We start from the raw sequence: 13,172 nt of genomic DNA on the forward strand, positions 1-13,172 counted from the left end.
GATTGGCTATTTCCAGCGCAGATAAAAGCGGCTAAAACAGCAGTCTGTTTCAATGAAATTTTGATAATGGGCGGGAACGTATGCTGCGCTTTGATGATTTGCAGTTGTTTGTACGGGCGGCGGACCTCGGTAGCCTGTCCGCAGCGGCACGGGTGATGGACCTGTCGCCTGCCGTGGCCAGCGCCGCGCTCAAGCGTATCGAACAGCAACTGGACGCGCGCTTGCTGGCGCGTTCCACCCGCAGCTTGCGCCTGACCGCCGAAGGCGAGGGCTTCCTGGAGTATGCCCGTGCTGCGTTGAGTTCACTGGACGAGGGGCGCCGTTTATTGGCCAGCGGCCAGGACCATGTCAGCGGCGTGCTGCAGCTGTCCGCCCCGTCGGATTTCGGGCGTAACCAGTTGCTGCCGTGGCTGGATGAATTTCAGCGTGAGTATCCGCAACTTACCGTGCGTCTGCTGTTGGGTGATCGGATTGCCGACCTGTTTCGCCAGCCGGTGGATATTGCCCTGCGCTACGGTGAGCCCGAGGATTCGAGCCTTATCGCGCTGCCCGTTGCGCCGGAGAATGTTCGCGTGCTGTGTGCCTCCCCCAGCTACCTCGCCCGTTATGGTCAGCCTCGGCACCTGGAGCAATTGGCCCAGCACAATTGCCTGCTCTATATGCTCGGAAGCCGGGTTCATGACCACTGGACGTTCCACGACGGCAAACGTGAAGTGAGCTTGACCGTCACGGGGGACCGCTTCAGTGACGATGCCGACGTGGTCCGTCGTTGGGCGGTGGCGGGTGTGGGGATTGCCTACAAATCCTGGCTGGATGTCAGCACCGATGTGCTCGCGGGCCGCTTGCGCCTGATCCTGCCGGAGCTGCGTGGTGAGCGCACGCCGCTCAATCTGCTGTGTGCCCATCGTGCGCAACTGAGCAAGCCCATCAACCTGTTGCGGGAAATGCTCGTATCTCGCTGTGCGACGTTGACCGCTCAATGGCCGGAGCGATTGAGCGCGACGTAGCGCCTTCCATCAGAGCAGGAAATTTCACTCAGGTCCTGTCCCTATCCGCGCTGTCAGACGCCGTGGAACCGGTGGTTTGCGCCCCTATACTCTGGCTCCCACATCAGTAGAAAAATAAGCCAACAGGGAGTGAAAAGATGGAAGCAGCACCTTGCATCAGTCAGATCGCCAGCTTGCTCGCCGAGCCCAAGCGCACCGCCATCCTGTGGGCCTTGATGGACGGTTCAGCCAAGTCACCGATAGAGTTGGCGACGTTCGCCGGTTTGTCCACGACCTCCGCCCATGCGCACCTGGCGCGACTGACCGCAGGCGGTTTGCTGCGTGTGGAAGCCAGGCGTGGCAAGCGCCTGTTTCGCGTGGCGGCGCCGGATGTCAGTGCAGCCATCGATGCCCTGGCCAGGACCACTATGGCCTGCGCTGCGCGCAGCGCGCCGGATGCTTTGCCGCCGACCCTGATTGCTCCGCCGTCGTTACGTCATGCCCGTTTGTGCCATGGGCACCTTGGTGGCGAGTTGGGGGCGCAGTTGTATCAACATCTGCTGGACGCAGGCTGGATCGAGCGCTACGAACAGCGTCCCGATGTCACGGTGAAGGGCGCCCAGCACTTGGCAAAACTGGGGATTTTTACCCAGGCATTGGCGTCGCCGCTGGTGTGTAACTGCTTTGACTGGAGCCAGCAGCAGCCGCACCTGGGCGGTGCGTTGGGGGCGGGGTTGTTGCAACTGTTTTTGCAGTCGAGCTGGATCTGCGTGAGCAATGAGTCCCAGGCCTTGCAGGTCAGTGCCATCGGGCGCAGGGCGATCAGCCGGTTGGCCGTGCCTGAGTGATGGTCCAGGCATTGACTGTGCAGGAGCCGGCAAGCCGGCTCCCACGGGTATTACGGTTTGACCAGTCGCGCATCCAGGCTGTTTTGCGCCAGGCGTCTGGCCTGGTCCTGGGTCATGCCCAGTGAGGTGTACAACGCGTGGAAGTTCTCGGTGACATAACCGCCGAAGTACGCCGGGTCATCCGAGTTCACGGTCACCTTCACGCCACGCTCGAGCATGTCGAGGATGTTGTGCTGGGCCATGTCGTCGAATACGCACAGCTTGGTGTTGGACAGCGGGCACACGGTCAGCGGGATCTGCTCGTCGATGATGCGCTGCATCAGGCGCTCGTCTTCGATGGCGCGTACGCCATGGTCGATACGCTGGATTTTCAGCAGGTCGATGGCTTCCCAGATGTACTCCGGCGGGCCTTCTTCACCGGCGTGGGCGACGGTGAGGAAGCCTTCGTGGCGGGCACGGTCGAACACACGCTGGAATTTGCTTGGCGGGTGACCCATTTCCGAGCTGTCCAGGCCCACGGCCACGAACGCGTCGCGGAACGGCAGGGCCTGGTCGAGGGTTTTTTCGGCTTCGGCTTCGCTCAGGTGGCGCAGGAAGCTGAGGATCAAGCCGCTGGTGATCCCCAGTTGCTGCTCGCCATCTTTCAGCGCCGCAGCGATGCCGTTGAGTACCACTTCGAACGGTATGCCACGGTCGGTGTGGGTTTGCGGGTCGAAGAAGGGTTCGGTGTGGATCACGTTCTGCGCTTTGCAGCGCAGCAGATAGGCCCAGGTCAGGTCGTAGAAATCCTGGGAAGTGCGCAGCACGTCGGCGCCCTTGTAATACAGGTCGAGGAATTCCTGCAGGTTGTTGAAGGCGTAGGCCTTGCGCAGGGTTTCGACGTCGTTCCACGGCAGCGCAATCTTGTTGCGCTCGGCCAGGGCGAACAGCAACTCCGGCTCCAGCGAGCCTTCCAGATGCAGGTGCAGTTCAGCCTTGGGCAGGGCGTTGAGCCAATCGTACATTTTCTAAATTCTCATCAGGTGCAATGAAGGCATTCTACAGGCCATGGCTGAAATAATCGGCAAAACCTGACCAGCAGGATTGCTTTCGTTGCATTCACGCAAGGGCCTTGTGAACTAAGGTGTAACGAAACGTTAGCGGCTTGGCGCAGTCTGTACCCCATCAATGACTGATTTGCCGTACTAAAAGGCCCGGAATGCTCACATCCCTCAAGCAAGAAAAATTCATGCTGCTGGCGCTGATTGCCGCCATCGCTGCCTATCCGCTGGAGCACTGGATGCTCCATAGTGGCCAAATCACGGCGCTGCTGGCCGGTGTGGTGCTGATCGGCTTTATCGTGGTGGCGTCGATGCGCGTGGCCCATCACGCCGAGCAGCTCGCGGAAAAAGTCGGCGACCCCTACGGCACCATGATCCTCACCCTCGCCGCCGTGCTGGTGGAAGTGGTGATCCTGGCGATCATGATGAGCAATGAGCCATCGCCCACCCTGGTGCGCGACACCATCTATTCGGCGGTGATGCTCGACATCAACGGGATCCTCGGCTTGGCCGCGCTGATGGGCGGCATCAAGCATGGTGAACAGTCATACAACGATGACTCGGCACGCACCTACAGCGTGATGATCCTCACCGCCATGGGTGTGTCGATGGTGGTGCCGGAATTTATCCCGGAAGCCGACTGGAAAATCTATTCGGCCTTCACCATTGGCGCGATGGTGGTGTTGTACACCCTGTTCCTGCGCATGCAGGTTGGGCCGCACAGTTACTTCTTCAGCTACAGCTACCCGGAAAAGCGCCGCAAGAAACTGCCGGAAGAACAGGAAGCGCCGCCAGTCAACCTGGCGTTTTCCATTGGCACGCTGGTGTTTGGGGTGATTGTGATCGGTGCACTGGCCGAGGTGATGTCCAAGACCTTGGACCTGGGCCTGGAAGGCACAGGCGCGCCGCCGGTGATCACGGCGATCGTGGTCGCGGCCATTTCGGCAGCACCGGAGATTCTGACCGCGTTGCGGGCGGCGTTGGCGAACCGCATGCAGTCGGTGGTGAATATCGCGCTGGGTGCTTCGCTGTCGACGGTGATCCTGACGGTGCCGGTGATGGAGGCGATGGCGCTCTACACCGGGCAGCCGTTCCAGATGGCGATGACGCCGGTGCAGACCGTGATGGTGTTTATCACGCTGATCGTCAGCGCGATCAACCTCAACGATGGCGAAACCAACGCCATCGAAGGGATGACCCATTTCGTGCTGTTTGCGACCTTTATCATGCTGTCGCTGTTGGGGTTGTAATCAGCCAGCGATCAACTGGTGCGCAGCCTGGGTGTGATCGGCGATCAGGCCCTTGAGGTCCAGGCCTTCGACCTGGCCGTCGATCACGCGCCATTTGCCGCCGATCATTACCCGGTCCGCACGGTCGGCGCCGCACAACAGCAACGCCGAAATCGGATCGTGGCTGCCGGAAAAGCGCAGCTCATCCAGCTTGAACAGCGCCAGATCGGCCTGCTTGCCTACGGCCAATTCACCGATATCCGTACGCCCCAGCAACTGCGCCGAACCCTTGGTCGCCCAACCCAGCACACCTTCCGGGGTGATCTTTTCCGCGCCGTAACGCAGGCGCTGGATGTACAAAGCCTGGCGCGCTTCAAGGATCATATTCGACGCGTCGTTGGACGCGGAACCGTCCACACCCAGGCCGATAGGCGCGCCGGCCGCGAGCAGGTCCAGGGTCGGGCAGATGCCGGACGCCAGGCGCATGTTCGAGCTTGGGCAATGGCAGATGCCGGTGCCGGCAGCGCCCAGGCGCGCGATTTCATCCGGGTTGAAGTGGATGCCATGGGCCAGCCAGGTGCGCGGACCGAGCCAGCCGACGCTGTCCAGGTAATCCACGGTACGCAGGCCGAAACGTTGCAGGCAGAAATCCTCCTCGTCGAGGGTTTCCGCCAGGTGGGTGTGCAGGCGCACATCCAGGCGATTGGCCAGTTCAGCGCTGGCTTCCATGATTTCCGGGGTGACGGAAAACGGCGAGCAGGGCGCGAGGGCAATCTGGATCTGCGCGCCGTCGCCACGCTGATGGTATTCATGGATCAGGCGCTGGCTGTCTTCGAGGATGACCTGGCCCTGTTGCACCGTCTGTTGCGGCGGCAGGCCACCGTCGGCCTCGCCCAGGCTCATGGAACCGCGGGTGAGCATGGCGCGCATGCCCAATTCGCGCACGCTTTGCACTTGCACGTCGATAGCGTTTTCCAGGCCCTCGGGGAACAGGTAGTGGTGGTCTGCCGCCGTGGTGCAGCCCGAGAGCAGCAGTTCGGCCAACGCAACTTTACTGGCCAGTGCGAGTTTTTCCGGGGTGAGCCGTGCCCAGACCGGGTACAGGGTCTTCAACCAGGGAAACAACGGCTGATTGACCACCGGCGCCCAGGCGCGGGTCAGGGTTTGATAGAAGTGATGGTGGGTGTTGATCAGCCCGGGCAGGACCACATGTTCACGGGCATCGAACACCTGTGCGCAGGGTTGCGTGGGTTCTTGGCCCTGGGCCAGCACTTCGGTGATCACACCGTCCTGCAGCACCAGGCCGCCACGGGCGTCGAGGCCGTTGGCCGTGAAAATCGCAAGGGGGTTTTTTAACCAGATACGGGTCGCAGGCATTGGCCGGCTCCTCTGAATGATGGGTTCAGGTTTGCCAGCTCAGTGTTGCCCTGTCTGCTGATCCAGGGTCGCCCGTGAGGGCGAGGTGGGCAGTCTACGCGCGGATTGTTATCGACGGCAATCGGTCGATAACAATCCCGCACCGCTTACCAGGCGATGGTGTCGCCTTTGTAGTCGATGAAGTGATGGCCGCCTTTGCCGGTGTAGGCGTTCACCTGGTCAACCAGGCCGCGCACGCTGGTGTCGACATCGATATGGGCGTTTTCGCCGCCCATGTCAGTCTTCACCCAGCCCGGATGCAGGGACAGTACGGTCAGCTTGTGATCACCCAACTGAGTGATGAAGCTGTTGGTCATGGAGTTGAGTGCCGCCTTGCTGGCTTTGTACAGCGCCAGGTCCGAGCCGTCCGGGATGGTCACGCTGCCCAGCACCGAACTCATGAACGCCAGCACGCCAGTGTCCTTGCGGATCTGCCCGACGAAACGCTGGGCCAGGTTGATCGGCGCTACGGCATTGGTGAAAAACAGTCGGCCGACTTCGGCCAGGGTGGCGTGGCCCGGCTCCTGGTTGGCGGGGCCCTTGACGCCCGCATTGACGAACAGCAGGTCGAAGGTGCGTGCCTTGAGGCGTTGGCTCAGGGCGATCACGGCTTGCTGATCGTCCATGTCGAGTTTTTCGATCTGTACCGGCCCAACGGCTTTCAGCGCATCGGCCTTGTTCGGGTCACGCACGGTGGCAGTCACGTCCCAGCCGTCCTGAAGCAGTTGCTTGACCAGGCCGAGGCCCAGGCCGCGGGAGGCACCGATGATCAGTGCGGTTTTTGGCGTAGACATGAAAAGCTTCCTTTAGCGTCGCGGTTCACGGAGTTCAGCGTTGTAGCAGGATACGCCCACGGCTGAGGTCGGCGAGTTGAATTTGCAGGGTGTCGATATGCGCTTCGCCCAAGGCCAGTTGCAGCTCGACGCCATTTGCGGTGAAGGTTTCTTCGACCACCAGCCCACCCAGTTCGGCGACGCGCAGTTTCACCAGGTTTAACTCGGCGAAGCCACAAGCGCAACTCAAGGGGACACGGCTGATCAGTTCGATGCGATCGGCGGTTTGCAGGCATTTGTTCGCTCCACCGCCATAGGCCCGAGCCAGACCGCCGGTGCCCAGCTGGATGCCGCCGTACCAGCGAATCACCAGCACCGCCACCTGATCGAAGCCCTGGGCCTCGATGGCCGCCAGGATCGGCCGCCCGGCGGTGCCGCCGGGTTCGCCATCGTCGTTGCTGCGGTATTGATCGGCCAGTTTCCAGGCCCAGCAGTTGTGCGTGGCGTTCAAGTCGCTGTGTTGCTCGAAAAACGCCTGGGCGTCCTGCGGGCTGGTGATCGGTGCGGCGAGGGTGATAAAGCGGCTTTTGCGTATTTCTTCGCGAAACTCGCAAAGGCCGGTGAGCGTGAAAGGCATAAGTCGCTTCGTTTAATAGGCGGGCTTGATGCCGCAGCCCTTGAGGATGATATGGATCAGGTTAGTGCCGGCGTCTTCCATGTCCTGCTTGGTCAGCTTGGTGCGACCGGTGACGCGGCAGATCTGGGTGGCGAAGTCGGCGTAGTGCTGGGTGCTGCCCCACAGCAGGAAGATCAGGTGCACGGGGTCTATCGGGTCCATCTTGCCAGCGTCGATCCAGGCCTGGAACACGGCTGCCCGGCCGCTGAACCAGGCGCGGTAGTCCTGGCTGAAATATTCGGTGAGGCATTCGCCGCCGCTGATGATCTCCATCGCGAAGATTCGCGAAGCCTGGGGCTGGCGACGCGAGAACTCCATCTTAGTGCGGATGTAGCGGGTGAGCGCTACGGCCGGGTCATCTTCGGCGGTCAGCGTGTTGAAGGTGCTGTCCCACAGCTCGAGGATATTGCTGAGCACCGCGATATACAGGCCCAGCTTGTTGGTGAAGTAGTAATGCAAGTTGGCCTTGGGCAGCCCGGCACTGGCCGCGATGGTGTTCATGCTGGTGCCTTTGTAGCCATGGCGCGCGAACTCGTCTTCAGCCGCCTGCAGAATCGCTTGTTCGTTCTTTTGCCGAATGCGGCTGGCGGGCTTACCGGCGTGGGTGCTGTGGGCAGGAACTTCGAGGCTCATGGAGGTTTCCGTGCTGATCGATTGAGACGACGTGTGCACAGATAACCCACCCTCAAGCCTCAGACAAGTCCTGATGCAATAAAACCGTCAAAGCGGTTCCAGGCTGTCGCTTTCCGGTGCTTTGTTTGCGGCAGCGCTGGGGGCCTTGCTTTCGGGCAGCAACAGGCACAACACGATGGCCGTCAGCCCGCCGCTGGTGATGGCGGAGTCAAACAGGTTCTGCACCAGCGTCGGCATCAGATGCAGCAGGTTCGGTTGGGCGGCGATGCCCAGGCCGACGCCAAACGAAGTGGCGATGATCAGCATGCTGCGCCGGTCCAGCGGTGCCTGGGCGAGGATGCGCACGCCAGCAGCGGCCACACTGCCGAACATCACCAGGGTGGCGCCGCCCAACACCGGCTTGGGGATTTGCTGCAGCACGGCGCCAATCATTGGAAACAGACCGAGACAAAACAGCACCGCGCCGATGTAGAGGCCAACGTAGCGGCTGGCCACGCCGGTGAGTTGGATTACACCATTGTTCTGCGCGAAGGTGGTGTTGGGGAAGGCGCTGAAGGTGGCGGCGATCATGCAGCTCACGCCATCACCGAGTACGCCGCCCTTGAGTCTGCCTATATAAGAAGGGCCGCTGATGGGTTGGCGGGCAATCATGCAGTTGGCGGTGAGGTCACCAACGGTTTCGATGCTGCTGATCAGATAAATAAGCGCGATCGGTAGGAAAGCGCTCCAGTCGAAGTTGAAACCAAAGCGGAACGGGATCGGCAGGCTGACCAGCGGCAGATCTGGCAGGGCTTGAGGCACCAGTTTGCCACTGAACCAGGCGGCCAGGCTGCCGAGGGCGAGGCCGATGATGATGGCCGAGAGGCGCACCCAAGGTGTATTCGAGCGGTTGAGCAGAATGATCGTCAACACCACGAACAGGCCCAGCGCCAGGTTGGTCGGCGCGCCGAAGTCGGCGGCATTGAAGCCGCCGCCGAGGTCGGTGATACCGACTTTGATCAAGCTGATGCCGATCAGGGTGATGACGATTCCGGTGACCAGAGGCGTGATGACTCGGCGCAGCTGCCCGATGAAGCGGCTTAACACGATCTGCACCACGGCGCCGAAAAAGCACACGCCGAAGATCATCGCCATGATGTCTTCCGGGCTGCCGCCGCGTTGTTTCACCAGGAAACCTGCCGACAGCACCGCGCCGAGAAAGGCGAAGCTGGTGCCTTGCAGGCAGATCATCCCGGCGCCTATGCCGAAGGGCCTGCGCGCCTGGATGAAGGTGCCGACACCGGAGACCATCAGCGCCATGCTGATCAGGTAGGGCAAATGGGCGGTGAGGCCCAGGGCGGAGCCGATGATCAGCGGCGGGGTGATGATGCCGACAAATGCAGCAAGTACATGTTGCAGGGCGGCGAGTAAGGCAGGTCCGGGTTTCGGGCGGTCGTTGAGCCCGTAGATAAGATCGCTGCTGTTGGACGTTTCTGGTGGCATGGCTGGCAAACTCAAGGTCTATGTCCTTGGGCTGTTGCAAAAAGCTGTCCAACTGCTCAGCTTTTAGCTGCGAGGCCGAGTTAGCGGGTTGCCGCGAGACTTTCCAGGAAGCTTTCCAGCACCAAATGGGGGCGCCGGCCTTTGCGCGTGACCGATGCGAGGCTTAAATCGTAAAAACGCGTAGCCGGTTTCAGCGCACGCAGTCGGCCTTGCTGTACCCAAAGGCTCGCGTAGTGGTCGGGCAGGTAGCCGATGTAACGGCCGGTGAGGATCAGGAACGCCATGCCTTCGCGGTCGGAGGCGCTGGCCGTGCAGTTGAGCGCCTGGTAATGGGCCTGGATTTCGGCGGGCAGGCGGAAGGTCGGGGCGATGGCGTCCTGGGCGTCAATGCGTGCATCTTCCAGTTGCTTGTTGTCGGCATAGAACAACGGGTGGCCGACCGCGCAGTAGAGCAATGAACGTTCACTGTACAGCGGCTGGTATTCCAACCCCGACAAGGCGCTGGCCTGGGGCACCACGCCCACATGCAAGCGGCCATCGAGCACGCCTTGTTCGACTTCGTTGGGGGCGATCATACGGATCTGGATCTGCACGTCCGGCCCGCGCTCCTTCAGTTGTGCGAGCGCGTGGGTGATGCGCATGTGGGGCAGGGTGACGAGGTTGTCGGTGAGGCCGATGATCAACTCGCCACGCAAGTGCTGGTGCAGGCCGTTGACCTCGGTGCGAAAGCTTTCCAGGGCACTCAGCAGTTGCAGGGCCGACTGGTAGACCTCGCGGCCCTCTTCGGTCAGGGAGAAGCCGGCGCGGCCGCGTTGGCACAGTCTCAATCCGAGGCGTTGCTCCAGGTCGCTCATTTGCTGGCTGATCGCCGAGCGCCCGATGCCCAGCACGGTTTCCGCCGCGGAGAAGCCGCCGCACTCCACCACGCTGCGAAAGATGCGCAGCAGGCGGATATCGAAGTCGCTGACTTGGGCCAGGGGGTCGGGTCGACGGCTGCTCATAGTTTAGTGAAGGCCTGACTGAAGGTTAGAAGAGTTGGATTTCACCGACTTTATCGTCGTGGCAATTTAGCTGCAACAACGCTTTTTCAATCCCGACGCTGCCTTTTGCCCTGCGAGGTTTTGCTGATGAACATGCCCGAAAATGCCCCATCGTCCCTGGCCAGCCAATTGAAGCTGGACGCGCACTGGATGCCATACACCGCCAACCGAAACTTCCAGCGTGACCCGCGCCTGATCGTGGCCGCCGAAGGGAGCTGGTTGACCGATGACAAGGGCCGCAAGGTGTATGACTCGTTGTCGGGCCTGTGGACCTGTGGTGCCGGGCATACGCGCAAGGAAATCCAGGACGCGGTCGCCAAGCAGCTGGGCACGTTGGACTACTCGCCGGGCTTCCAGTACGGTCATCCATTGTCCTTCCGGTTGGCGGAAAAGATTACCGACCTGACCCCAGGCAACCTGAACCATGTGTTCTTCACCGACTCTGGCTCCGAGTGTGCCGATACGGCGGTGAAGATGGTGCGTGCGTACTGGCGCCTGAAGGGCCAGGCCACCAAGACCAAGATGATCGGTCGCGCCCGTGGTTATCACGGTGTGAACATTGCCGGTACCAGCCTGGGGGGCGTCAACGGCAACCGTAAGCTGTTTGGCCAGGGCTTGATGGACGTTGACCATTTGCCGCATACCTTGCTGGCAAGCAATGCCTTCTCCCGTGGCATGCCGGAGCAGGGCGGTATTGCGCTGGCAGATGAACTGCTCAAGCTGATCGAATTGCACGATGCGTCGAACATCGCTGCAGTGTTTGTCGAACCTATGGCCGGCTCCGCTGGCGTGCTGGTGCCGCCACAGGGTTATCTCAAGCGTCTGCGTGAGATCTGTGACCAGCACAATATCCTGCTGGTGTTCGATGAAGTGATCACCGGTTTCGGCCGTACCGGCTCGATGTTCGGTGCCGACAGCTTCGGCGTGACCCCGGACCTGATGTGCATCGCCAAGCAAGTCACCAACGGCGCGATCCCGATGGGCGCAGTGATTGCCAGCAGCGAGATCTACCAGACCTTCATGAACCAGGCGACGCCGGAGTACGCGGTGGAATTCCCCCACGGCTACACCTACTCGGCGCACCCGGTGGCCTGCGCGGCGGGCCTGGCGGCATTGGACCTGTTGCAGAAGGAAAACCTGGTGCAGAGCGTCGCTGAAGTCGCCCCGCACTTTGAGAATGCGCTGCATGGCTTGAAGGGCAGCAAGAACGTGATCGACATTCGCAACTACGGCCTGGCCGGCGCGATCCAGATTGCCCCGCGTGATGGTGATGCCATCGTGCGTCCATTCGAGGCCGGCATGGCTTTGTGGAAAGCGGGTTTCTACGTGCGCTTTGGCGGTGACACCCTGCAGTTCGGGCCAACCTTCAACAGCAAGCCGCAGGACCTGGATCGCCTGTTCGATGCGGTCGGCGAAGTGCTGAACAAGATCGACTGATTTCTCCTTCTATATAGAACAACTTTTCAGGAGCCCCGCATGAGCCTTATCCAGCATTTGATCAACGGTGAGTTGGTCAATGATTCCGGCCGTAGTGCCGACGTGTATAACCCGTCGACCGGCCAAGTGATTCATCAGGTGCCGTTGGCCAGCCGTGAAACCATCCAACAGGCGATCGACGCAGCCAAGGCGGCGTTCCCGGCGTGGCGTAATACACCGCCGGCGAAGCGTGCCCAGGTGATGTTTCGTTTCAAGCAATTGCTGGAACAGAACGAAGCGCGCATTTCGCAACTGATCAGCGAAGAGCATGGCAAGACGCTGGAAGATGCTGCCGGTGAGTTGAAGCGTGGCATCGAGAACGTTGAGTACGCGTGTTCGGCACCAGAGATTCTGAAGGGCGAGTACAGCCGTAATGTAGGACCAAATATTGATGCATGGTCGGATTTCCAGCCGCTGGGCGTAGTGGCCGGTATTACGCCGTTCAACTTCCCGGCGATGGTGCCGCTGTGGATGTATCCGCTGGCGATCGTCTGCGGTAACTGTTTCATCCTGAAACCATCGGAGCGTGATCCGAGCTCGACATTGCTGATTGCACAACTGTTGCAGGAAGCCGGGCTGCCCAAAGGCGTGCTCAGCGTGGTGCACGGTGACAAGGGCGCGGTGGACGCGCTGATCGAGGCGCCGGAAGTGAAGGCGCTTAGCTTCGTGGGCTCGACGCCGATTGCCGAATACATCTATTCCGAGGCAACCAAGCGTGGCAAGCGCGTACAGGCATTGGGTGGGGCGAAGAACCACGCGGTGCTGATGCCGGATGCGGATCTGGATAACGCCGTCAGCGCTCTGATGGGTGCAGCATACGGTTCCTGCGGTGAGCGTTGCATGGCGATCTCGGTGGCGGTGTGCGTGGGCGACCAAGTGGCGGATGCGTTGATCGCCAAGCTGGTGCCGCAGGTCAAGGCACTGAAGATCGGGGCGGGGACGTCTTGTGGCCTGGATATGGGGCCGTTGGTGACTGGTCAGGCGCGGGATAAGGTCAGTGGCTATATAGAAGACGGTGTTTCTTCGGGTGCCAGGTTGGTGGTTGATGGGCGCGGACTGAGTGTTGCGGGCCATGAAGAAGGTTTCTTCCTAGGCGGTAGTCTGTTTGATCATGTGACGCCTGAAATGCGTATCTACAAAGAAGAGATCTTTGGGCCGGTGTTGTGTGTTGTGCGGGTGGATAGCCTGGAAGCGGCCATGCAACTGATCAACGACCATGAATACGGTAACGGTACGTGTATTTTCACCCGTGACGGTGAAGCGGCGCGTCTGTTCTGTGACGAGATTGAAGTGGGTATGGTGGGGGTGAATGTTCCATTGCCTGTGCCGGTGGCGTATCACAGTTTTGGTGGCTGGAAGCGTTCGCTGTTTGGCGATCTGCATGCCTACGGGCCGGATGGGGTGCGTTTCTATACTCGTCGCAAGGCGATTACCCAGCGTTGGCCGCAGCGGGCCAGTCATGAAGCCTCGCAATTTGCTTTCCCTAGTTTGTAAGTAGTGCAGAAAGCCGGCCCCTCGGGGCCGGCTTTTGCGTTTCTGGGCGTTTTTTGACCTGTGTGACAGAAATATTAAA

At 60.8% G+C, this 13,172-nt stretch carries 12 protein-coding genes; 5 read left to right on the plus strand and 7 right to left on the minus strand.

Translation table 11 applies throughout. The annotated features are described in order from the left end of the window. Window positions 1–80: 80 nt before the first annotated feature. Together K5K89_RS04260 and K5K89_RS04265 are read left to right on the plus strand one after the other, a co-directional pair. A complete protein-coding gene (locus tag K5K89_RS04260; protein ID WP_071491560.1) occupies window positions 81–1,007 on the plus strand; it encodes a LysR family transcriptional regulator in 927 nt (308 codons plus the stop codon). Window positions 1,008–1,144: 137 nt separating this feature from the next. After that, on the plus strand, window positions 1,145–1,834 hold the full coding sequence (locus K5K89_RS04265) for an ArsR/SmtB family transcription factor (RefSeq protein WP_071491559.1): 690 nt from the start codon (window positions 1,145–1,147) through the stop codon (window positions 1,832–1,834). A 50-nt stretch (window positions 1,835–1,884) separates the two neighbouring features. Here the strand turns inward: K5K89_RS04265 and K5K89_RS04270 are convergent, their stop codons facing one another. Then, window positions 1,885–2,838 carry an adenosine deaminase gene (locus K5K89_RS04270; RefSeq protein ID WP_071491558.1) on the minus strand — a complete coding sequence of 318 codons (954 nt, stop codon included), beginning with the start codon at window positions 2,836–2,838 and terminating at the stop codon, window positions 1,885–1,887. A 194-nt stretch (window positions 2,839–3,032) separates the two neighbouring features. Between K5K89_RS04270 and K5K89_RS04275 the strand changes: the two genes are divergently transcribed. After that, window positions 3,033–4,124 carry a calcium:proton antiporter gene (locus K5K89_RS04275; RefSeq protein WP_071491557.1) on the plus strand — a complete coding sequence of 364 codons (1,092 nt, stop codon included), beginning with the start codon at window positions 3,033–3,035 and terminating at the stop codon, window positions 4,122–4,124. Here the strand turns inward: K5K89_RS04275 and K5K89_RS04280 are convergent, their stop codons facing one another. The 6 genes from K5K89_RS04280 to K5K89_RS04305 all read right to left on the minus strand — a co-directional run bounded on the left by K5K89_RS04280 (window position 4,125) and on the right by K5K89_RS04305 (window position 10,084). Further along, a complete protein-coding gene (locus K5K89_RS04280) occupies window positions 4,125–5,480 on the minus strand; it encodes an 8-oxoguanine deaminase (protein WP_222540918.1) in 1,356 nt (451 codons plus the stop codon). A gap of 146 nt (window positions 5,481–5,626) precedes the next feature. Then, the gene (locus tag K5K89_RS04285; protein ID WP_222540919.1) at window positions 5,627–6,313 is read right to left on the minus strand and encodes an SDR family oxidoreductase; all 687 of its coding nucleotides are present in this window, start codon (window positions 6,311–6,313) and stop codon (window positions 5,627–5,629) included. A gap of 34 nt (window positions 6,314–6,347) precedes the next feature. Next, a complete protein-coding gene (locus tag K5K89_RS04290; protein ID WP_058423629.1) occupies window positions 6,348–6,929 on the minus strand; it encodes an IMPACT family protein in 582 nt (193 codons plus the stop codon). A gap of 12 nt (window positions 6,930–6,941) precedes the next feature. After that, entirely contained in the window at window positions 6,942–7,601 is a 660-nt protein-coding gene (locus K5K89_RS04295; RefSeq protein ID WP_058423630.1) for a TetR/AcrR family transcriptional regulator, read from the minus strand. Between the two features lie 87 nt (window positions 7,602–7,688). Continuing rightward, on the minus strand, window positions 7,689–9,083 hold the full coding sequence (locus K5K89_RS04300) for a uracil-xanthine permease family protein (protein ID WP_093514671.1): 1,395 nt from the start codon (window positions 9,081–9,083) through the stop codon (window positions 7,689–7,691). An 80-nt stretch (window positions 9,084–9,163) separates the two neighbouring features. Then, on the minus strand, window positions 9,164–10,084 hold the full coding sequence (locus K5K89_RS04305) for a LysR family transcriptional regulator (RefSeq protein WP_071491553.1): 921 nt from the start codon (window positions 10,082–10,084) through the stop codon (window positions 9,164–9,166). A 126-nt stretch (window positions 10,085–10,210) separates the two neighbouring features. Between K5K89_RS04305 and K5K89_RS04310 the strand changes: the two genes are divergently transcribed. Next, entirely contained in the window at window positions 10,211–11,560 is a 1,350-nt protein-coding gene (locus K5K89_RS04310) for an aspartate aminotransferase family protein (RefSeq protein ID WP_222540920.1), read from the plus strand. A 39-nt stretch (window positions 11,561–11,599) separates the two neighbouring features. After that, on the plus strand, window positions 11,600–13,093 hold the full coding sequence (locus K5K89_RS04315) for a CoA-acylating methylmalonate-semialdehyde dehydrogenase (RefSeq protein ID WP_071491551.1): 1,494 nt from the start codon (window positions 11,600–11,602) through the stop codon (window positions 13,091–13,093). The last annotated feature ends 79 nt before the right edge of the window (window positions 13,094–13,172 follow it).

The sequence above is a fragment of the Pseudomonas sp. DR208 genome, from assembly GCF_019823005.1.
Taxonomy (GTDB): domain Bacteria; phylum Pseudomonadota; class Gammaproteobacteria; order Pseudomonadales; family Pseudomonadaceae; genus Aquipseudomonas; species Aquipseudomonas extremorientalis.